The organism is Tenacibaculum skagerrakense, from assembly GCF_004345825.1.
Classification (GTDB): domain Bacteria; phylum Bacteroidota; class Bacteroidia; order Flavobacteriales; family Flavobacteriaceae; genus Polaribacter; species Polaribacter skagerrakensis.
Window position 1 is genome coordinate 354,460 of the sequence record NZ_SLXM01000001.1, and the last position, 20,634, is coordinate 375,093.

The 20,634-nt window shown below is 29.6% G+C and carries 22 protein-coding genes and 2 tRNA genes; 13 read left to right on the forward strand and 11 right to left on the reverse strand.

Translation table 11 applies throughout. The features are described from left to right. Positions 1–34: 34 nt before the first annotated feature. Complete coding sequence (locus tag EV195_RS01540) at positions 35–715, forward strand: hypothetical protein (RefSeq protein ID WP_132791955.1); 681 nt, start codon at positions 35–37, stop codon at positions 713–715. 117 nt (positions 716–832) lie between these two features. On the opposite strand, the gene EV195_RS01545 is transcribed toward EV195_RS01540, so the two are convergent. The 8 genes from EV195_RS01545 to EV195_RS01580 all read right to left on the reverse strand — a co-directional run bounded on the left by EV195_RS01545 (position 833) and on the right by EV195_RS01580 (position 8,950). Beyond that, on the reverse strand, positions 833–3,478 hold the full coding sequence (locus tag EV195_RS01545) for a carboxypeptidase-like regulatory domain-containing protein (protein WP_132791957.1): 2,646 nt from the start codon (positions 3,476–3,478) through the stop codon (positions 833–835). 77 nt (positions 3,479–3,555) lie between these two features. Continuing rightward, the gene (locus EV195_RS01550) at positions 3,556–4,290 is read right to left on the reverse strand and encodes a GLPGLI family protein (RefSeq protein ID WP_132791959.1); all 735 of its coding nucleotides are present in this window, start codon (positions 4,288–4,290) and stop codon (positions 3,556–3,558) included. A gap of 88 nt (positions 4,291–4,378) precedes the next feature. Beyond that, positions 4,379–4,600, reverse strand: coding sequence for a hypothetical protein (locus tag EV195_RS01555; protein WP_132791962.1), 222 nt, complete (start codon positions 4,598–4,600; stop codon positions 4,379–4,381). A 494-nt stretch (positions 4,601–5,094) separates the two neighbouring features. Beyond that, positions 5,095–5,409 carry an STAS-like domain-containing protein gene (locus EV195_RS01560; protein ID WP_132791965.1) on the reverse strand — a complete coding sequence of 105 codons (315 nt, stop codon included), beginning with the start codon at positions 5,407–5,409 and terminating at the stop codon, positions 5,095–5,097. Positions 5,410–5,431: 22 nt separating this feature from the next. Further along, positions 5,432–6,313 (reverse strand): ATP-binding protein, encoded by an 882-nt coding sequence (locus tag EV195_RS01565; RefSeq protein ID WP_132791968.1) that lies wholly within the window; start codon positions 6,311–6,313, stop codon positions 5,432–5,434. After that, on the reverse strand, positions 6,267–8,321 hold the full coding sequence (locus EV195_RS16815; protein WP_132791971.1) for a cytidine/deoxycytidylate deaminase family protein: 2,055 nt from the start codon (positions 8,319–8,321) through the stop codon (positions 6,267–6,269). Before EV195_RS16815 ends, EV195_RS01565 begins: the two co-directional genes overlap by 47 nt. 447 nt (positions 8,322–8,768) lie before the next feature. Next, a tRNA-Leu gene (locus EV195_RS01575) sits at positions 8,769–8,854 on the reverse strand. A 24-nt stretch (positions 8,855–8,878) separates the two neighbouring features. Beyond that, a tRNA-Gly gene (locus EV195_RS01580) sits at positions 8,879–8,950 on the reverse strand. Positions 8,951–9,132: 182 nt separating this feature from the next. Between EV195_RS01580 and cyoE the strand changes: the two genes are divergently transcribed. From cyoE to tsaB, 11 genes are all read left to right on the forward strand, one after another. Continuing rightward, complete coding sequence (gene cyoE / locus EV195_RS01585; protein ID WP_132791974.1) at positions 9,133–10,032, forward strand: heme o synthase; 900 nt, start codon at positions 9,133–9,135, stop codon at positions 10,030–10,032. A 2-nt stretch (positions 10,033–10,034) separates the two neighbouring features. After that, positions 10,035–10,619 (forward strand): cytochrome c oxidase subunit 3, encoded by a 585-nt coding sequence (locus tag EV195_RS01590; protein ID WP_132791977.1) that lies wholly within the window; start codon positions 10,035–10,037, stop codon positions 10,617–10,619. Positions 10,620–10,677: 58 nt separating this feature from the next. Next, positions 10,678–11,661: a cytochrome c oxidase subunit 3 gene (locus EV195_RS01595; protein ID WP_132791979.1), complete on the forward strand. Its 984-nt coding sequence runs from the start codon at positions 10,678–10,680 to the stop codon at positions 11,659–11,661. Positions 11,662–11,683: 22 nt separating this feature from the next. Continuing rightward, positions 11,684–12,022, forward strand: a complete 339-nt coding sequence (locus tag EV195_RS01600) for a cytochrome C oxidase subunit IV family protein (protein ID WP_132791982.1) — start codon at positions 11,684–11,686, stop codon at positions 12,020–12,022. A 276-nt stretch (positions 12,023–12,298) separates the two neighbouring features. Next, positions 12,299–12,871: a hypothetical protein gene (locus EV195_RS01605; RefSeq protein ID WP_243693045.1), complete on the forward strand. Its 573-nt coding sequence runs from the start codon at positions 12,299–12,301 to the stop codon at positions 12,869–12,871. A 6-nt stretch (positions 12,872–12,877) separates the two neighbouring features. After that, positions 12,878–13,525 (forward strand): SCO family protein, encoded by a 648-nt coding sequence (locus tag EV195_RS01610; RefSeq protein WP_132791985.1) that lies wholly within the window; start codon positions 12,878–12,880, stop codon positions 13,523–13,525. Continuing rightward, positions 13,518–14,051 carry a DUF420 domain-containing protein gene (locus EV195_RS01615; RefSeq protein WP_132791988.1) on the forward strand — a complete coding sequence of 178 codons (534 nt, stop codon included), beginning with the start codon at positions 13,518–13,520 and terminating at the stop codon, positions 14,049–14,051. The genes EV195_RS01610 and EV195_RS01615 overlap by 8 nt, the downstream gene beginning before the upstream one ends. A gap of 1 nt (position 14,052) precedes the next feature. Then, entirely contained in the window at positions 14,053–14,274 is a 222-nt protein-coding gene (locus EV195_RS01620; RefSeq protein WP_132791991.1) for a hypothetical protein, read from the forward strand. Positions 14,275–14,336: 62 nt separating this feature from the next. Next, complete coding sequence (locus EV195_RS01625; protein WP_132791993.1) at positions 14,337–15,674, forward strand: TolC family protein; 1,338 nt, start codon at positions 14,337–14,339, stop codon at positions 15,672–15,674. A gap of 12 nt (positions 15,675–15,686) precedes the next feature. After that, entirely contained in the window at positions 15,687–17,003 is a 1,317-nt protein-coding gene (locus tag EV195_RS01630; RefSeq protein WP_132791996.1) for a serine hydrolase domain-containing protein, read from the forward strand. A gap of 30 nt (positions 17,004–17,033) precedes the next feature. Then, on the forward strand, positions 17,034–17,708 hold the full coding sequence (tsaB, locus tag EV195_RS01635; RefSeq protein ID WP_132791999.1) for a tRNA (adenosine(37)-N6)-threonylcarbamoyltransferase complex dimerization subunit type 1 TsaB: 675 nt from the start codon (positions 17,034–17,036) through the stop codon (positions 17,706–17,708). On the opposite strand, the gene EV195_RS01640 is transcribed toward tsaB, so the two are convergent. Together EV195_RS01640 and EV195_RS01645 are read right to left on the reverse strand one after the other, a co-directional pair. Next, positions 17,705–18,511: a mechanosensitive ion channel family protein gene (locus tag EV195_RS01640; protein WP_132792002.1), complete on the reverse strand. Its 807-nt coding sequence runs from the start codon at positions 18,509–18,511 to the stop codon at positions 17,705–17,707. The two genes, tsaB and EV195_RS01640, sit on opposite strands and share 4 nt — an antisense overlap. 99 nt (positions 18,512–18,610) lie before the next feature. After that, positions 18,611–18,811 (reverse strand): dodecin family protein, encoded by a 201-nt coding sequence (locus tag EV195_RS01645; protein WP_132792005.1) that lies wholly within the window; start codon positions 18,809–18,811, stop codon positions 18,611–18,613. Between the two features lie 169 nt (positions 18,812–18,980). Here EV195_RS01645 and EV195_RS01650 point away from each other — a divergent pair, with 169 nt between their 5' ends. After that, positions 18,981–19,331, forward strand: a complete 351-nt coding sequence (locus EV195_RS01650) for a toxin-antitoxin system YwqK family antitoxin (RefSeq protein ID WP_132792008.1) — start codon at positions 18,981–18,983, stop codon at positions 19,329–19,331. A gap of 78 nt (positions 19,332–19,409) precedes the next feature. Here the strand turns inward: EV195_RS01650 and EV195_RS01655 are convergent, their stop codons facing one another. Further along, complete coding sequence (locus EV195_RS01655; RefSeq protein ID WP_132792010.1) at positions 19,410–20,603, reverse strand: multidrug transporter; 1,194 nt, start codon at positions 20,601–20,603, stop codon at positions 19,410–19,412. Positions 20,604–20,634 lie beyond the last annotated feature (31 nt).

The following is a 20,634-nucleotide window of genomic DNA, read 5'->3' on the forward strand; positions in this document are numbered from 1 at the left end:
GGAATTCCCTCGAGCTTCTTTTAAAATCATTACCATGTTTGAAGATAAATTAATCGATAGAATTACAGGAATCACGATTGTTATCCTAAGTATTATATTTTATGTATTAGGTTATTTAACTAAAATAGTTGCTTTATTAAACGATGTTTTAAGTAATGTGATTGAACTTGAGGTTGCTAGATATACCACTTCTATTCTTATAGCAATCCCTGCTTCATTGATATTATTGGTTGTTTCAATTCATGCTGAAGAAAAATGGAAAAAGTATTTATTAGCAGTTTTTGATTGTGTTTTACTAATTATCATTTTAAAAGCTTTCAATGATGTTGATTTTTCAAAGCTAACAACCATTAGCAATTACATTGACTTTAGTAAACGACTTTTTATTCCTGTTTTATTATCTACGATGTTTTTCTTTTTAATAGAGGTATTCAAAAAATTGAAAGAAGAAAAAACAGCGGCTTCAAAGCAAAATATAGCGACCATAAAACAATCTGTTAGCGAATCAGAGCAAAAGTTGAGCGAATTGCAAGCAACATTTAACGAGATTCAATCCATTATTAAGGAACATAAGAAACTTACTTGTTCCGATTGTCAAATGACTTTTCACAATCAGAATGCGTTGAACGCTCACAAGTGCAAAGGAAAAAATGAAGAATCAAATCTTGTTTTTTTAATGGATAAAGCGGGAGAGTTAACAATGGTATCGGAATAACCTTATCTCATTTGAGCTACACAAAATTTTCACTAAGTCACATTCGTTCCTTATCTCAAATCTTTGTTTTTCTCATTTGGGTAAATAGAAATTTTGAGTCACCCTTTTGGTAATAATTTATAAGTTATACCCTATAGAAAACATAAAAATTCTTGGTAAAATATATGTTTTGGTGTCGGAAATTAGGTATTCTGAGAAAGCATTACTTTGTTTGAATTGAGTATTAAATAAATTTTGCACATCAATTTTAAAACTCCAAGGACTGTCTTCTTTTTTATATGATATGGAAGCGTTAGAAATGTTGTAAGTATTTTTTAGACTCTGAGATTTGTTTTGATAACTATAGTGTCTATAATCAAATAAAAAAAGAAAACTTTTTAAAAAATCGTATTTGATGTCTAAATAAGGTTCGCTAACAGTAAATCTAGAAGGACTATTATTAGATGTAAAATTACCAAGACTACTTTTAAAACCAGCTTCAATATTTGGAAAATCATCAAATAATGTTTCTGCTCCAATATTAAATGAGTAATTCTGATTTTCATTGATTACATCAATATTATCAATATTTTGAAGGTATTTAGAATTAAAATAATTACCAGAAAGCTTATATCTAACTTTGTTAATCCTTTTTCTTATAGTACTATTCAACCTCCAATCTTCACTAGGATTTTCAGCCATTTGTAGTGTCAATAATTGATTTACTCCATCAAATTTAACAGCATTTCTAAACCCCATTATTTTTTTTGAATAATTTGCGCTTGCAGTAAATAATAACCCTCTAAATAAACTCAGACGGCTATATCTTACTCCGAGATTATGGAACAATTCATTTTCTAGAGTTTCATTTCCTCTAAATAATGAATTATATGATTTCAATAAAAATTTATCGGCAAGTTTCGATACATCTGAAAAGTTAGATTTTAGGTTATAGTTTAATTGAAGTTTTTTTGATTTATTGAATTCTATTTTTAAACTAAAATCAGGAAGAAAAACCCATTTTTTATTAGATAATGATGTTTCTTGTTTAACTTGCCAGTTATATCTATGTATGTATACACCTTGTTTAAAGGTAAATATTCCTCTTCTCCATTTGTAATGTAGGCCTATAAAAAAGTCATTAAGTTTGAAATCTGTTGAATTATTAAATTCAAATAAACCAAAATCATTCTCTGATCCATCATCTAAAATCTGACTATCTTTACTAATAAACTTTTCATTTTGATAAGTATTACCTATTGTTGAATATATATGATTTTCATTATTGATTGTCCAAAAATCTTTAAATACAGTATGTAAATGATGTTTTTCATTTTCTTTTAATTGTTGTAGTGTAAAGTTATCTTGAAGGAGGTCAACAGGTATTAATCCTTGTAAAATAGGTTGTGATGTTGACCAAAAAGAAGTAGGAGAATCATTGTCATATGTATAATTAATTGTAGAAGAAAATGTATGATTCTGTGATTGTTTTTTGTGCCATTCAATATTTTGGTTTGTATACCAAGCTTTGCTCTTGTTGTTCGTGTTTATATTGTTAATGTTATTATTTACTTCTGAAGAAATAAAATTAGTTCTAGAATTTTTATTCTTTTTTATTTGGGTTCTTATATACCACTGTTCTTCAAAGCTAGGATTATAATCCATATTAAGTTTTCCTATACCTAATAAGTTGTTAATTTCATTTCTTGACTCTCTATTTTCGGTAAAAAAAGAATATTCGTTCAGGTTTTGAGTGAAATTTTCTGAAATAGAATGTGAAAAAATTGCATAGCCAGAAATATCCATTTTATTAGAAGTCGTTTTTGTAATATTTATGGCGTTAAAGTATTGTTTACTGCTAAGTATATCTTGCGGTTCTATAAATTGAGAGAAATCTCTATTGTGATAATTAAAATTACCATTAAATACAGCATTAATTCCTCCAGAGAAATTAAGATAATCCTTAATTGTAAAAGTTTGTTCAGCTATATTATTTAAGTTACCAATAAAGTTTATGTTTGTTTTTGGCGAATAATAAAATAAATTAGCATGAGTTTTATAATAGTCTTTATTCCCTTTTCCAGTTTGTAAGTCACCAAAAACAAAACGTTTTTTATCTTCTTTTAGCTCTATATTCATTGCCATTTCATCACTATCAGAAAATTTTTTTAAAAAGGCTACTTCATTATAATTATCTAATACTACAACCTTCTTTACTGCATCAGCAGGAATATTTTCTACAGCTAATTTCGTTCCTCCACCAAAAAATTTCTTACCCTCTACTAGTAATTTAGTTACCTTTTTACCTCGAACTATAATATCGCCATTCTTTTCGACTTCGACCCCAGGTAATTTTCTAAGTATATTCTTCAGTTTACGTTCTTCACCAGTTACGAAATATTTAGTATTGTAAACTATAGTGTCTTTTTTTAAAATCATAGGCATGTCAATTACTACTTCGTCTAATTGGTTTTTTGCCTCAGATAAAAAAAAATCTTTTTTGGTGTTTTTAGTTAGTTTTATTTCATGATTAATTTGCTCGTATCCCATAAAACTTATACTTATCGTATAAACTTTATTTTTATCTAGTTTTAATAGATATCTTCCTTTATCATCTGTTACAGTAAAACTTAAATTTTGATTTAAATCTTTGGGTTTTGCAATGATGTTAGCTGAAGTTAAGGGTGTTAGTAAACTATCCCTAACTTCACCAGATAAAGTTATTTTTTGAGCTATTAAAGGAAGTGAAAATAAGAAACAAACAGAAAATAACAGTTTTATCATTTATTTAATTTATTCTATTTTGTTTTTATATTTCATTACACCAATAGAGTATTATAATAATTCTTAGTTTCTAAAGATTAAAATCCTTTAAGCATGTTCTTTTTTAAAAATTCATTTAATTCCGATTGTGTGATTTCTTTCCCTTTTGTCGGTTTAGAAACTTCATTATCCTCGTCTAAAAAATTAAACTTAACTTCTGATAAACTGTAAATTATAGTTTGTTCATTAAGGAAGATCGTAGCACCTGGTAGGCCTTGAAAATCCTTGATTCCGAAAGATATAGGTAAGTCAGGGGAATACCAAGCAACAATAGGTTTCTCTTTTTTCTCTCCCTTTTCTGTAATTACTATTTGTGTTGTAGTGGCTTTGTAACAGTTATAATTACCAATTTTTTTAGTCTCTTGTGTAAGATTCCAATTATAGTCAGGGCTGGATTTTACAATAAAATCTTCTCCTATTACTTCTTTTTCTATTAATATTTCATTACTTTTTCTATTGTAATAATACTTTCCTTTACCAGCAAAAATAGATACTAAATCCATTTTTTTTCTAGAATTATCTACTTTAAGCCTTTTTTCTTCTTTAAATATTGACTCATTATTTTTGAAGTAAAGATTATATGTTTTGGTTCCTTGCTTGGCAAGTAAAGTTTTGATTCTTTCTTTAGAGCTTTTTTTAGATTTTGAGAGGTTTTTGTTAAAATTTTCTACATTTAAATAAACATTGTACGTTAGTTTACCTTGTTTTTGTTGTGAAAAAGTTTGTAAACAGTACAAAAATAATAGGACGAAAAGCTTTATGATTTTTGACATTTTTTCTTCTTGAAGATATGTTACTTAATTTTTATGATTTATCCGTTGTATGCTTAATAGTTTCTAACATACAACGGATAATATATTTCTAACCGTAAAGTTCTTGGTCTACACAGTCATTAAAAGTGTCTCGAAAAATTCTTGTCCAATCTTCCATTGTGTAAAACCCAGCGGCTTCAGTTATAATATCTGCAAACTCGTAAGCATAAGTTAAACAACTTACATCTTCTAATTGTTTGTTTTCAGTATTAGCATTTACTAAACTACTACTTGAAAATAAAAAGACTAATAATAAAATTACTTTTTTCATTTTTTAATTTAAATTAATTATACCTACTCTAAAAGGTTTTCGGCTCCCCCTTTTTTTGTTTTTCTTATAAACCAGATTTAATTCATCTAAGAATTAAGAAAATTAAATGTTGATATATTCCAAATGCGTTTATGATTAGGATATTCACAGTTTGTAATATTGTTAAACTATTATTATCACTAATAAACACTATGATTATTACAAAAAAATGGGGTTTTTAGCAATCTTTTTTTTCTCATACAATACAAATATATTAAAACCAGTAAAACTTCAAAATTATTTTGTTTTGAAATGTGTTAAAGTATGTTTAAATTGATTTGAAAAATGTTTTTTAATAACCTTATCTCATTCGAGCTGCACAAAATTTTCACTAAGTCACATTCGTTCCTTATCTCAAATCTTTGCTTGTCTCATTTCGCTAAGGTTATTAAAAAAACAAGAGCCAGTAGTTTCAACTATTGGCTCTTGTTTGATTTATAAGAATATTTAACTTTTTAATCTTTCTTTTGAGCATAATATTGTTTAGCTCTACTTGTAACTTTTTGAAATAAAATTAAATCTTCGTCGTCAACATTTGTAAGTCTAAGGTAAGGTTTAATATCTTCAGATTTGTAAATACGATATAATTGACCTATTGCTGCGTTTAAAAAGGCTGTAGTAACTATGGAAATTCTAGCGAAATCTAATGTGGTTTCATGTTGATCTTCAATATTTTTACGAATTATTTCGTATAAAGTTTCACCGTCAACAGTAGTGACAGCGAAATTTCCTTTAATAATATTAAAAATATCTATTATCTGTTTTTCCATCGTTTTATTAAGTTTTGCAAAATTAAAAAATATTGTTGATATCTATCTCATTTTTTAACATATATGAATTAGTATCGGCGAAATTAAACTCTAAATTAGCTATAGTCCCAGGGAATTGATATTCAAGATTTTGTTTTAATACTTTACCTCTATTGAATTCCCAATATCCGTCTGATGAAACAATTTGAAATCTCCCTTTATTCAATTTTATAAAATCAAAAATAAAAGCTAAACCTAGACCACCACTAATTTTTCCTGTTTTGGTTGTGTTGTTTTCTATCATAGCCCATTCTATACATTTAGCCCCAGATTTTGTTTTGTTTAAATAATTATTGACGTTAGTTTTTATTGTAGTCCCTAAATCTACAATTGTAAAATCTAAAATATTTTTATTTGGAAAATATTGTCCACAGGTATGGATGTTTTCACAAGCTCCATGTGTTCGTGCATTTTCAAAAAGTTCACATATACTCTGGTTTATTTTTTTATTCAAAAGTTTTGAAACTTTAGGGAAATCCTGATTGTTTAAAACTTCAACACCTACATAAGTAGAGAATTGACTTCCTTCATTTTCTTTAAAAGTTTTATATTCTATTTCTGTATTATATGTTAAATATTCTTCATTAAATCCATATCTTTTTAGAAAACCATTTCTGGTCAAAATTTCTTTTGGAGCTTTAACATTTACTATTTCTACATAATTATTTCTAGTATTTAAAAATTCAATTATTGCTCCGAGCGCAGCAACTAAATTAGCTTCAAACCAATAAGTTTTTCTCATATCAATTATTACCACACTATCCTTCAAGTAGATTAACTCTCTATAAAAATTAACTAAATTATTATATCCATTAACCTCAGAAGATATCTTCGCTGGAAATATCTTGATTATTTCTTTTTTCATCTTCTTTTTTTAACATTTTAGATATCATAGCAATAACATCATTATCATTATATGTTTTCGAGGAATCAAGTAAAGCACTAATGTGTCTATCTTTCTTTTTAATTGACTTTAATAATTCCTTGAATTGAATACCTATTTTATTTTCGACTTCCATTTCGAGAGTCATTGTAACTTCATCTTTGTATGACATAAAAGAATCATAACATTTGTGATATGCTAATCCTATAGCTCCAGAGAAAGGTATCATTTTAGGTCGGGTGTTCTCTCTTCCGCCTCTAAGTATTTGATCATTCGATATACCAGGGTAAGGATCTATGAAATATATTGTTTTTATACCCAGTTGGTAGGCTTTTTTAGAGCATAATTCACAGGGGCTAGCTGTGGTAAATAGAATTCCATTTTCAACTCCTTGTCCACCAAGTTTTGTGATTTGTAGCATTGCATTTTCTTCAGCATGTAAAGATCTAGTGTGTACTTGGTTTGCTTCTCCTTCATAATGATTATGCACTGTTTTAAAACAAAAAGCACAATTCTTTCCTTTTAAATCTTCTTTATGACTCTCAAGGGATAACTTAAAATAATCACTAAGAGCCTCCTTGAAGTCCCCAGGTTTTTCATTCTTATATTTAAATGAGGAATTATCGGATGCATTTCCCATCTCGAAAGGGCTATAGTGTATGTTTATTTCTGTTTTCTTTTGATCAGTAACATAAATTATATCTTCAGCCTCCCTTAGGTTACATGGTGTATGTCCTTTAGCAACATCGTTCCATCCAATGGATTTTACATGGAAATGAGAGTCTGTTATAGCAGCACCAACGTTTCTAGAAATACAACCTGAATTTAGTTTTGCAGAGTTAGCTACTTGCATTGATCTTTCAACAGAACTAGGTGTAATTAATCCTGGTTGAATAATTAATGAAATTAATTTTATTAATTGTTCTTCTCTACTTAAAAAATTAAATTTATCATATGGAGGTGTATATTTATTTAAGTATTTAGTGATTTCATTCTTTTTTAAATTTAAAATATGATAATCACTTTTTTGAATACAGTTTTCAACATCAGGGGATGAAAAAATTCCTTTTGAAAAATCTTTTGTTCCATATTCTTGATTATCTAATTTCAAAATTTTATCAGTAATTTTAAGACGTTCAGTTTCATTAATTGATTTAGGTATTTTGTCAAAAATTCTATCTTTTGAATTATCCAATACATCTTTAGTAGCTAACATGTAAAAGCCTGAATACCTTTCTTTAAAGAACATTATTTCTAAAGAGTTTCTTAATGAATCAATCACGATTCGAGTAGGGTTATTTTTGTTTGCATGTTTTTTTGCTTTAATAACTTTATTAATAACGCCTGCTATTTCGTATAGTTTTGAAATATCTTTTTCACTATTTCCTATTATATCTCCAGATTGTCTAATGTTTTTTGAAATATTATGTAGTAACTTTAACCTGAGGTAATAATCATGTTTTTTGAAGATATCAGAAAAATTAAGACAAAATTTCTTAAATGGATCTCCAAAAAATATTGTGTCTAATTTTTCTAAATCATCATCTTTTTTTATGTTCTCAAAACTTTCTAAAGATTTAATTTCTTCAATGGTATTCTTATGATTTTGAAATAGAACAGATAAACTTGTTTTAAAATCACTTTTAGGATTTACATCATTTAAGTACTTTTCAAAAAGCACCTGGTATTTATCAATGTCATTGCCGTAATTTTTAACAATATATAAGAATAAAACATTTCTATATTTAATTAACTCGAAAGGAGTCCAATTGCCTTCGTTTTTAATGAAGTTATTTACAATGTTATATTTCCTAATGAAAGTTGAACCTTGAGTTTCTTTAGTTTGAAAATCTCTTAATCCTTTCTCTTTTATTTCTTCATATGTTCCTGAAAGTAATTCAGCTATTTCTGAACATCCTGATCCTATACGTCCTGTTAATCCAATAACTATAAAATTACTTCGTAAGGAGTATATTTCGTCTAATTTCATATAATTTTAATAAGGAGTGAATAATCCTTAAAAATAGGGATTATTATGAGAAAATAAAATTTCTATTATCCAATTTATTAGAGTCTTTCACAAGTGTCTATTCACTATGTTTTATTGTCTTTAGAAAACTTTTATTTTAAATCTTTGTTTGTCTCATTTAGCAAAGTTTATTAAAAATAAAAAGCCAATAGCTGCAACTATTGACTTTCTTAGTATTTGAGCGATTAGCTCAAAGTGTTTCATCATCTTATTAATATCAAAGTTACGGAAAAAGATAGTCACTAATAGGTTGAGTTGAAATTTCTATAAAAAAACATTTCTAAATTTCTAAAGGGATCTTTAGTTGTAGTGATTTTCTAAGCCAAAAATGAAAAATTTATTTACCCCTTTTCTAACCCCTAAAAAGCAAAAAACCGTTGAAAATCAAAAGATTAACAACGGTTATTGTACTGAAGGCGGGACTTGAACCCGCACGAGCATTACGGCTCATTGGATTTTAAGTCCAACGTGTCTACCAATTCCACCACTTCAGCATTGGTATTTTATATAAGGTTCTGAGCGAAAGACGGGATTTGAACCCGCGACCCTCACCTTGGCAAGGTGATGCTCTACCCCTGAGCTACTTTCGCGTAGTCTTTGTGTTTAAGATCGTGTGCAATTGTGATTGCGGGTGCAAATATACAACCGTTTTTTAATCTGTCAAACAAAAATCAATTTTTTTTTAAAAAAAGTTTAAATAATCAATAAAACGTAAAAATTATGGTGGTTACATATATATAGAATATCTTTGCAAAAATTTTACAAAAGCAAGGTGGGTTCAGTTTTGACGGCAGAAAAATCAGTTTTAAAAACACTTTTTATAGATTTTAAACAATTAACGAAGGTTGGCTTGTCTATAAGCGTAGTGTTTACTTCAGTAGCTGGGTACTTATTAGGAGCAGAAACAGTAGACTATTCCATAGTAGCATTGTTAAGTATTGGAGGATATTTAATGGTAGGTGCATCAAACGCTTTTAACCAAGTAATAGAAAAAGATATTGATGCTATTATGCAAAGAACAAAAAATCGTCCTTTGCCTTCTGGTAGAATGAAACCTACAACTGCTTTAATTATAGCTACACTTTTTACAATTGCAGGTATTGCAATATTATATGCAATCAATCCAAAATGTGCCTTATTTGGTGCAATTTCAATTTTTTTGTACACAAGTGCTTACACTCCATTAAAGGCTATTACGCCATTAGCAGTTTTTGTTGGAGCGATTCCAGGAGCAATTCCTTTTATGTTAGGTTGGGTTGCTGCAACGGGTAGTTTTGGAATAGAAGCTGGATTTTTATTTATGATTCAGTTTTTTTGGCAATTTCCACATTTTTGGGCTATTGGTTGGTTGCAAGATGAGGAATATAAAAAAGCAGGATTGCATATGTTGCCTATGGATAAAAAAGATAAAGGTGCTGTTGCACAAATTATCTTTTATACCTGTGTAATGATTTTGATTTCAGTAGCACCCGTATTGAAAGTTACAGGGAACTTATACATTTACCCAATTACAGCAATTATAGTTGTGTTGTTAGGATTATTAATGTTATTCTACGGAATCAAACTATACAAATCTCAAGAAAATACAGATGCTAGAAAATTAATGTTAGCTAGCGTTTTTTATATCACAGTATTACCAATTATTTACGTAATCGATAAATTTTTACATTAAAAATGAGTGAAGTTCAAGTAGATCAAGAGCTTAAAGAAGCAAAAAGGAAATCAGCAAAACCAATGCTTTGGGTGTCTTTAATAAGTATGGTGATGTTTTTTGCTGGTTTAACAAGTGCTTATATTGTTAGTGCGAAAAGGGAAGATTGGGTAACATTTGATTTACCTCAAGCTTTTTATATCAGTACAATTTTAATTGTTTTGAGTAGTGTTGCACTATTTTTATCACAAGTGTTCTTGAAAAAGGATGATTTACAGAAGTCAATGCTTCTGTTAGTAGCTACTTTTATATTAGGTTTAGCATTTGTTTGGTATCAATATGTAGGTTTTAAAGAGTTAGAAAGTTTAGGGTTATATTTTACAGGTCCACAAAGTACAGTATCAACTTCTTTTGTTATTGGGATAACGTTTATTCACGTTTTACACCTTTTGGCGGGAGTTGTAGTGCTAATGGTCGTTATTTATAATCATTATAAAAAGAAGTATTCATCTACCAATATGCTTGGGTTTGAACTAGGTGCAATCTTTTGGCATTTCGTAGATTTACTATGGATACTTTTATTTTTATTCTTTAAGTTTTACAAATAATATAAAATGCGTAATTTTGGCGCATTATTTAACAAAAATTAACTGATAAAAGAGATTTATGGAATCTAATATCGCTGTAAATTCTGATAATAAAGAGACTTGGGGTGGTGGTGCCGGAGTACAACCGTTTGGTGCAAGTTATGGTAAAATGATGATGTGGTTTTTTATCCTATCTGATGCATTAACATTTTCAGGGTTCTTAGCCGCTTACGGTTTAACACGTTTTAAGTTTATTGACTCTTGGCCAATCGCCGATGAGGTATTTACACACGTTCCGTTTTTTCACGGAAACTACCCAATGTATTACGTGGCATTCATGACCTTTATTTTAATTGTATCTTCTGTAACTATGGTGTTAGCGGTAGATGCGGGTCACAAAATGCAACAAAAGAAAGTAGCGTTGTATATGTTCTTTACAATTATTTTCGGTTTAATATTCGTAGGTTCTCAAGCTTGGGAATGGAAAACTTTTATTAAAGGATCTTACGGTGCAGTTAGAACTACAGATAACAAGATTTTACAATTCGTAAAAGATGGTCATCAAATAGCGCTAGCAGATTTTGTAACTGGCGAAAGAACTGACGATAGAGAACAACACTCTAGAAAGAATGGTTTATGGTTTACTTCAGAAAAAACTATTTCTCAATATTCAGTTGCTCAAGTACAGGAAGTATTTAAAGCAGATCCTTCTTTACAAATTAGATCAGAAAGAATCGATTTAGATACTAAGAAAAAAATTATCTTATCAAGAGAAGAAAGTCTAAAAGAATTAGAAAAAGCAAACTTAGTTGTAGAAGGAGCTAACTTACATGTAAATGAGTATGGAAATCCAATCTTCGCAGATTTCTTCTTCTTTATTACTGGTTTCCACGGATTCCACGTATTCTCAGGAATTGTAATCAATATCATTATATTCTTTAATGTTGTTTTAGGAACGTATGAGAAGAGAGGACATTACGAAATGGTGGAAAAAGTTGGATTATACTGGCACTTTGTAGATTTAGTTTGGGTATTCGTATTTACATTCTTCTACTTAGTTTAATTAATTATAAAGATATTTTAAGATGGCACATTCACACGAGTCAAATACAAAAAGAATCTGGATTGTTTTAGCAATTTTATCAGTAATTACTGCAGTAGAAGTTGGTTTAGGTATTGTAAAACCTGGTTTTTTACACTTAAGTGGTCCTGGTACAAGTTGGTTAAACTGGATATTCATCATATTAACGTTAGCTAAAGCATATTATATTGCTTGGGCGTTTATGCACCTTGAAGGTGAAAAAAAATGGTTTAGAAGAGCTGTTGTTTGGACGGCAGTATTCTTAATCTGTTACCTTTTATTCATTGTATTATTTGAAGGAGGTTATTTATATGACACATTAGCACCATTAATTAAATGGTAATATTATAAATTAGAAAAGGTGGTGGTTTTTACCACCTTTTTTTTGCTGTATACTTTATACAAGAGTAACATAACCTATTTGAATAATTAACCGTAATCAATAAAATAGGTTTTTAGATTTTTTTAAGTAGTTATCATGGTTGTTTCACTAGTTCACAGCTACATAATTGCTTATTTTTGCAAAATAATTAAAATCAATACGTTGAAAATTTCAAAAAAATATATCGTCCTTTCTGTTCTCTTTATAGTTCCGCTATTGTTCTATATATTCTTGTCTATGGGGATGAACAACTTCGCAAAGCTTCCTGTATTAACAAAAAATATAGTTGATGTTTCAACCATAGATGCTAATTCTAAATTAGAAAATAACATCAGCATTGTTCTTTTTCCAGGAAAACAAGTAGATATCATCAAAGGAGAAATCTTTAATTTAAACCAAAAAATATACAAACCATTTTATGGCTTTAAAGATTTTCAAATGATTGTTATTTGTCCAAAAGGTACAGAAGAAGAAATAGATAAAATTAAAAAAGCCATAGGGAATTATACAGATATGGTAAAATGGAATTTCATTTTTGCTGAAGATGAAGTTGTAAAAGCCTTTTATGATAGCTTTCAAACAAATCAATCTTTGGATGGTAACCTTCACACTTCAAAGGCTTTTATTATTGATAAAGAATTAAATTTAAGAGGTCGAACAGACGATAAAGATATGGCAGACGGCAAATTATTTGGGTATAATATGGCTTCTGTCGGAGAATTAAATGATAAAATGAAAGACGATGTTAAAGTTGTTTTAGCTGAATATCGTTTAGCGTTAAAGAAAAATAGTGCAGATAGAAAAAAGTAAAATTAAATGAAGAAAGGTAAATATTCTTATGTAGGTATTGCGTTTATCGTATTATTATTTGGAATTTATTCAGTTCCTAAAATTGTAAAGAATTTTCAAAAATCAGATTTACATAAGTTTACTAAAGTTCCTGATTTTGAATTTATAAATCAAGAAGGAAAAACAATTTCAAATAAAGACTATCAAGGTAAAGTATATGTAGTTGAGTTTTTCTTTGCTACTTGTCCAACTATTTGTCCGATAATGAACCGTAAAATGGTTACCATTCAAAACGAGTTTTTTGGAAACCCGAACTTTGGAATAGCATCTTTTTCAATTACTCCCGAGATAGATACTCCTGAGAAATTAAAAGAGTATGCGGAGAATTATAAAATCACACATAAAAACTGGAATTTATTAACTGGTAAGTCTCAAGAAGAAGTATACAAACTATCTAATGAAGGATTTAAGCTATATGCAGGAAATGGAGAAGAATCACATGGAGGTTTTGAACACTCTGGATTGTTTGCCTTAGTAGATAAAAATGGATATATCCGTTCAAGATACGACGAACATGGAAATCCAATTATGTATTACAGAGCTCTTGAAGAGCAAAGTTTTCCTGATCAAATTAACGAGTTAAAACAAGATATTAAACTTTTATTAAATGAGTAATTTATCCTTAGAAGAAAAGAAATATAAGAAGTTTATCACTATAGTTTCTATTGTTATTCCAATAGCTGTTGCAGCTTTATTTGGTATTAAAATTCCAGGTGTAGCACCGTTATCTTTTTTACCACCAGTTTATGCCACAATTAACGGTTTAACAGCGGTACTTTTGATTGGAGCTGTTGTTGCAATTAAAAAGGGAAATAGAAAACTTCACGAGCAATTAAACACTACAGCATTAATTTTTTCAGCGTTATTTTTAGTTATGTATGTAGCCTACCATATGACTTCAGAGTCGACAAAGTTTGGTGGGGAAGGAGTGATTAAATATGTATACTATTTCATTCTAATTACTCATATTTTATTGTCTATAGTTGTGATACCTTTTGTATTATTCACCTATATGAGAGCTAAATTAGGGCAATTTCCACAACATAGAAAAGTAGCAAAAATTACGTTTCCTTTATGGTTGTATGTAGCTGTAACTGGTGTAATAGTTTACTTAATGATTTCACCTTATTATGTCCATTAGAATGAAAAAAGTAATTGTATTTTTTGCATTTTTACTGTTTTCTAATACTCTAATTGCTCAGTGTGCCATGTGTAAAGCTGTTGTAGAAGGAGGCAATGAGACTATGGCTGAAGGAGTGAATGACGGGATTACCTATTTAATGATATTTCCATACATTTTAGTAGCATTATTATTCTATGCGATATACAAGTATAGAAAAAAAACAAAAACAGAAGAATCTTAATTTTTTTTGTAACATATTGTGTACTTTGTCGTCATATCCTTGGTTTACAAAAACAAAATACTTTGAAAAATACGAAACTAATACTACTATCAACTTTTTTATTAGCTACTTCATTTTCTTATGCACAGAAGCAATGGACGCTTAAAGAGGCTGTTGATCATGCTTTGTCAAACAACATTACAATTAAGCAAAATAAGCTAAGTGTAGAAATAGCAGAAAAAGATGTAAAAAGTAATAAAGCAAATTTTTTTCCTTCAGTAAGTGCTAACACTGGTGGAAATTTAAACTTTGGTTCCACATTCGATCCTGTTTCTAATGACAGGGTTGCTACCAGTACTTTTGGTGGTTCTGTTGGTGTTGGAGCTAGCTATACGGTGTTTAACGGATTTAGAAACTTAAATACTTACAAGCAAGCAAAGCTGGGTGTAGAAAGCAGTAAACTAGACTTAAGTATTATCGAGAATGATATTTCATTACAAGTAGTTAATACTTATTTGAATGTTTTATTTGCTAAAGAGAACTTAGAGGTTGCAATAGTACAAGCAGAGATAAGTAAAAGTCAAATTGATAGAGCAAAAGCGCAATTCAATGCAGGATCTATTCCAAAAGGGGATTTATTAAACATACAATCTACAGCAGCTAATGATGCTCAAAATGTAGTTACGCAAGAGAATAGATTAAATATAGCCTTATTGCAATTAGCACAGTTAATTCAGGTGCCTTATGAAAATTTTGATGTTGCAGTAATTGAAGTAGGAACTCCTTCTGCAGCTTTACTTTACAGCAGTTCTAATGAAGTATATCAAAAAGCATTGACAAATCGTCCAGAAATAGAAAAAGCAAAATTAAATATTGAAAATTCAAGTTTAGGAATAGAAATAGCACGAGCAGGTTATTTTCCTTCTGTTTCAACTTCAGCAAACATAGGGACTAACTATGGTTTCTTATTAGATTTACCAACAGGTGTTTCGAATACAGACTTTTTTACTCAGTTAGACAACAACTTAGGTTATGGATTAGGGATTAGTGTTAACATTCCTATTTTTAATGGGTTTAGAAATGATGCAAATGTTGAGCGTTCTAAAATTCAGAAAATGATATCTGAAAATAACTTAGAGAATGAAAAACTTCGTTTACAACAAACTATTGAACAAGCATTCTTAGATGCAAAAGCAGCTGCTAAAACCTATGAAGCAGCTGGAATTTCTTTAGAAGCTCAAAAAGAAGCTTTTAAAAATGCACAAGTTAGCTTTGATTACGGATCAATGACTCAGTTTGACTATGATCAAGTTCGTAATAGGTTAGTTAATGCAGAATCAGCATCAATTAGAGCTAAATACGATTATATCTTTAAAACTAAAGTTTTAAAATTCTATTACGGAGAGAACGTATTAGATTAATACAATTTCGTTATGAAAAAGACTTTATTGCTTTTCTTTATTAGTGTAAGTGTATTTTCTCAAAGCATTAATAAAGAAAAGCTTGATGCATACTTTATCCAACTAAAAAATAACAACAAACTTTTTGGAAGCTCTGCCATATTAAAGGAAGGCACTATTACTTATGAGCATGCTATTGGTTTTGCTGATGTAGAAACAAAAAAAGAAAATACCACGAGTACTAAGTTTAGAGTTGGGTCTATTTCTAAGGTATTTACCACCGTGTTAATTTTTAAAGCAATTGAAGAAAATAAATTAAGTCTTACTACTACGTTAGATACTTATTTTCCTTCTGTAAAAAAGGCTTCTTCAATTACTATTAAGAATTTGCTTAATCATTCGAGTGGAATTTACAATTTTACAAATAGTCCTGATTATGCGAATTATTTTACCAGTGAAAAGAGTAGAAGCGAATTGTTGGATATAATTAACAAGTATGAAAGTGATTTTGAACCTGGAACTAAATCATCTTACAGTAATTCTAACTTTTTGTTACTTACTTTTATTGTAGAAGATGTTTTTAAAAAACCATACGCTGATTTAATAAAGGAGAAAATTACACAACCATTACAGTTAAATAATACCTTTGTTGGTTCACAAATTAACTTAGAGAATAACGAATGTAATTCTTATAATTATTTATATGAGAACTGGAACAAGATGCCAGAGACTCATATGTCTATTCCTTTAGGTGCTGGTGCTATTGTGTCTACACCTACAGATTTATTGATTTTTTTGGAAGCTCTTTTTACAAATAAACTTATAAGTAGTAAAAATTTAGCGTTGATGACTACCATAGATAATGGTTACGGATTGGGAATTTTTAAGTATCCTTTTGGTAATCAATTTGGTTTTGGTCATGGAGGTGGAATTGATGGCTTTAAATCAATTTTAATGTATTTTCCTGATCAAAAAATAGGTATTGCAACTACAACAAATGCATCATCTCCAGACTTTGATATGAATAATTTATCTATTGCTTTATTAAGTGCTGCTAATGGTATTGACTTTGAAATTCCAGATTTTAAGGTGTTAAAAATAGAGGAAACGATATTGAACAAATATTCTGGCACGTATGCGTCTCAAAGTTTGCCTTTAAAAATAACTATTAAAGTGCTAGATGGACAATTATCTGCTCAAGCTACAGGACAATCTTCTTTTATACTAAAGACTGATTCAGAAACTTCTTTTTCCTTTAAAACAGCAGGTATTGTTATAGAGTTTAAACCTGAGCAAAACGAAATGTTTTTATATCAATCAGGAAAAGTTTTTAAATTTTTAAAAGAATAAGCCTTCGTATATTTGCAAAAAAAATAGATTTTGGCACTTATACTGAATATAGAAACTTCTACAAAAAATTGTTCTGTTTCCATTGCAAAAAATGGAGAAGTACTTCATTATAAAGAAATCAATGATGGTAATTATTCACATGCAGAAAAGTTACATCCATTCATTTTAGGAGTTATTGAAGAATCAAATATTGATATTCACTCTATTGATGCGATAGCTGTAGGAAAAGGACCTGGTTCTTACACAGGATTAAGAATTGGAGTTTCAGCTGCTAAAGGCTTGTGTTTTTCATTGAATATTCCTTTAATTTCAGTAGAGACTTTATTATCTCTTGCTCATTCAGTTCATACAGAGGCAGGATATATTATTCCAATGTTAGATGCGAGAAGAATGGAAGTATATTCTGTAGTTTATAATAATAAGTTTGAAGAGCATAGAGAAATACGCGCAGAAGTAATTGATGAAAATTCTTTCAGTGAGTTTTCTGATGCTAATGTTATTTTTCTAGGAGATGGCGCAGAAAAATGTAAAGAAGTCTTAAAACGACCTAATTTTAGCTTTATTAAGGATAAATTTCCTTCATCAGTACAAATGGCAAAGTTGAGTTATGAGAAGTACAAAAAAAACGACATCGAAGATGTCGCTTATTTTGAACCTTTTTATTTAAAAGATTTTATTGTTACTCCTGAAAATAAAAAGGTTTAACCTTCTTTTTGTATTTCAACACTATGTGGGTATGGTATTTCAATACCAGCTTTATCTAAAGCAATTTTAGTGTTTTCTATGATGTGAAAATAAGCATTCCAGTAATCAGAAGAATTTACCCATGTTCTAGTTTTAAAATTAATAGAACTATCTGCTAACTCTGCTAAAACAACTTGAGTTGCCGGTTCTTCTAATGTAAATGGAGTATTGTTAATTACATTATATAACACATCTTTTGTTTCTTTAATATCTGCATCATATGAAACACCAAAAGTAATATCTACTCTTCTTTTATCCTCAGAAGAATAATTGGTGATTGCTCCATTAGAAAGCGCTCCATTAGGCAAAATAACTTCTTTATTATCTGGCGTGTTTAGTTTTGTAGTAAAAATTTGTATTTCTTTTACTGAACCTTGATGTCCTTGCGCTTCTATGTAATCTCCAACTTTAAAAGGTCTAAAAATCATTATTAAAGCGCCTCCCGCAAAATTAGATAGAGAACCTTGTAAAGCCATTCCAACGGCTAAACCTGCTGCAGCAATAATAGCAGCAAAAGAAGTTGTTTCTAGACCTAACTGTCCAGCAATCGTAACAAACAAGAAAATTTTTAATGTCCAATCCATTAGGCTTATTAGAAATCCTTGTAAAGAGGTTTCAATATTTCTCTTATCCATGACTTTATCAATTGCCCTAGTAATTAATTTTACTACCCATAAACCTATGATTAACAAGATAAAAGCAGCAATTACCTTAGGTGCATATTGAATTAAGATTTCTTTAAATTCCAGAATGTATTCTTCCATTTTTATTTGTATGATTTATTAAATTAATGAATTAAAAAAGCGATATGTAACATATCGCAAAAATGTAATTATAGTAGTAGTTAATTTTGTATACAGTAGTTATTTTACTTCGAAAGTAATTTTTAGGTTAACTCTAAATTCAGCTACTTCATCATTGTTAACAACTACACTTTGAGACTGTACAAATGCAGATTTGATGTTTTTTACTGATTTAGAAGCTTGTTTAATAGCTTTTTGAGTTGCATCTTCCCAACTTTTTTCTGAGTTCGCTAGAACTTCAATAACTTTCATTACTGCCATAATTGGATATTTAATTGATTAATAATAAAGTATGGTAAATATACCATTATAGGAGTAGATTTCCCAATAATTCTTTCAATGTTAAATTAATGTTACCAAAAAGTTGTATAAAAGTAAAATATAAGTTATATTTGTAATGTTAATGTAAACAATTAAAATGTTGTCCGATATGAAAAAAGTACTAGTTTTAGCTTGTATAGCTTTTTTAGGAATAGCTCAAGCACAGGAAGTAAAGCCAAAATACGAGAAAAATGGAGATTTAATAAAAGTAACTCACTTTTATGATAATGGTAATGTAAAAGAAGAAGGTTTTTACAAGAACAAGCTTTTACATGGAGTATGGAATCGTTATGATGAAAAGGGTAACAAAACAGTAATGGCTCACTATAATTTAGGAAAGAAAGTTGGAAAATGGTTTATTTGGACCAAAGATGAGCTAAAAGAAATTAACTACGGAGATAACAACACTATAGCTAGTGTACAATCTTGGAAAGAAAGTACTAAAATAGCTACAAAATAATTTATTTTAATTGTGTAAAAAATAAAAACCGAGGTAATTACCTCGGTTTTTTTATTTTAAAAGAAAATTATTTTCTTCTTATTGTCTAGTCCATCCAGCTCCCCAAGTAGCAAAATCAGTACCAGTAGCGTTAGCATCTTCAGTTAAGAAATCTGATTCAGAGAAAGTCTCTCCAGTATCATTTTTCATTTTAACGTTAACATCAGCAAAGATTACTGAATTAACAACTAAATCTCCACTTAAAACTCCTGCACCAGTTGGGTTAGCAGCATCAGCACCATCTAAATCAAAAGCCTCTTCGAAACCTTCAATCCAAACGTTGTTAAAAATACCTTGAGTACCAGCTCTTAAACGAACAGCTTCGTTTCCAGTTCCTGAACCTAAACCGATAATAGTTAAGTTAGTTACAGTAGGCTTAGAGAAATATCCTCCGTTGTTTGCAACGTCAGTGTTAAATCCGTCAGCTTCAATTCCTTTATCGTGAGAAGCTCCGTGCTTAACGTAAGCATCAGTGATTGTACCAGTATAACCTTCAGTCCAGTCGATAGAATCATCTTGAGCATTTAATACAGCAATATGACTAGCATTTACAGTTCCTCCGAAAAACTCGAATCCATCATCTTTTCCTTCAAAAACTTGAACATAATCAACGATAGTTCCGTTTCCTACACCGTAGAAAGAAACACCATTGTTTTCAGATTGTCCATCAGCTTTACCTCCAGAATACTCAACACGAACATAACGTAAAGTACCTGAGTTATCAGCTGGCTCGTTTCCACCATATGGTAAAGAAGCGATTTCAGAAGTAGCAGTAGTTGTAGTTGTTCCATCTACTGAGTTAATAGGTGCTTTTCCTAAAAGGATTAAACCTCCCCAATCTCCAGCGTTTGGAGTGTTAGAAGCAGAAGTAAAAACGATTGGTTGAGAAGAAGTACCTTCAGCAACAATTCTTCCACCTTGCTCTACAGCTAAATATACATCAGCACCAGTTGCAGCAGCTTTGATTACCATTCCAGCAGGAATTGTTAAAGTAGCTCCATCTTTTACGATAGTTGGTCCAGTAATTGTATAGTTTAATGTAGCATCTAAAGTTATGCTTGAAGCAATATCTCCTGTTAATTCTACATCAGTGTCAGGGTTTGTAGTACCACCTCCGTTGTTATTATTTGTAACACTATTATCGTTAATAATGATATCAGCAGTATCGTCATCTCCACATGAAGTTAAGATCGTCGCAGCAATAGCTAATCCTAGTAAAAAATTATTTTTCATTTGTTTTAATTTTAATTTTTATATGTTTTGT

Coding starts and splice junctions, on each gene's coding strand:
- EV195_RS01655 (WP_132792010.1), bottom strand. CDS start 20,603: ATGAAAAATAATTTTTTACTAGGATTAGCTATTGCTGCGACGATCTTA.
- EV195_RS01565 (WP_132791968.1), bottom strand. CDS start 6,313: ATGAAAAAAGAAATAATCAAGATATTTCCAGCGAAGATATCTTCTGAG.
- EV195_RS01540 (WP_132791955.1), top strand. CDS start 35: ATGTTTGAAGATAAATTAATCGATAGAATTACAGGAATCACGATTGTT.
- EV195_RS01555 (WP_132791962.1), bottom strand. CDS start 4,600: ATGAAAAAAGTAATTTTATTATTAGTCTTTTTATTTTCAAGTAGTAGT.
- EV195_RS01595 (WP_132791979.1), top strand. CDS start 10,678: ATGGAATCTAATATCGCTGTAAATTCTGATAATAAAGAGACTTGGGGT.
- EV195_RS01615 (WP_132791988.1), top strand. CDS start 13,518: ATGAGTAATTTATCCTTAGAAGAAAAGAAATATAAGAAGTTTATCACT.
- EV195_RS01545 (WP_132791957.1), bottom strand. CDS start 3,478: ATGATAAAACTGTTATTTTCTGTTTGTTTCTTATTTTCACTTCCTTTA.
- EV195_RS01650 (WP_132792008.1), top strand. CDS start 18,981: ATGAAAAAAGTACTAGTTTTAGCTTGTATAGCTTTTTTAGGAATAGCT.
- EV195_RS01645 (WP_132792005.1), bottom strand. CDS start 18,811: ATGGCAGTAATGAAAGTTATTGAAGTTCTAGCGAACTCAGAAAAAAGT.
- EV195_RS01590 (WP_132791977.1), top strand. CDS start 10,035: ATGAGTGAAGTTCAAGTAGATCAAGAGCTTAAAGAAGCAAAAAGGAAA.
- EV195_RS01560 (WP_132791965.1), bottom strand. CDS start 5,409: ATGGAAAAACAGATAATAGATATTTTTAATATTATTAAAGGAAATTTC.
- EV195_RS16815 (WP_132791971.1), bottom strand. CDS start 8,321: ATGAAATTAGACGAAATATACTCCTTACGAAGTAATTTTATAGTTATT.
- EV195_RS01640 (WP_132792002.1), bottom strand. CDS start 18,511: ATGGAAGAATACATTCTGGAATTTAAAGAAATCTTAATTCAATATGCA.
- EV195_RS01630 (WP_132791996.1), top strand. CDS start 15,687: ATGAAAAAGACTTTATTGCTTTTCTTTATTAGTGTAAGTGTATTTTCT.
- EV195_RS01605 (WP_243693045.1), top strand. CDS start 12,299: ATGGGGATGAACAACTTCGCAAAGCTTCCTGTATTAACAAAAAATATA.
- EV195_RS01550 (WP_132791959.1), bottom strand. CDS start 4,290: ATGTCAAAAATCATAAAGCTTTTCGTCCTATTATTTTTGTACTGTTTA.
- EV195_RS01620 (WP_132791991.1), top strand. CDS start 14,053: ATGAAAAAAGTAATTGTATTTTTTGCATTTTTACTGTTTTCTAATACT.
- EV195_RS01600 (WP_132791982.1), top strand. CDS start 11,684: ATGGCACATTCACACGAGTCAAATACAAAAAGAATCTGGATTGTTTTA.
- EV195_RS01610 (WP_132791985.1), top strand. CDS start 12,878: ATGAAGAAAGGTAAATATTCTTATGTAGGTATTGCGTTTATCGTATTA.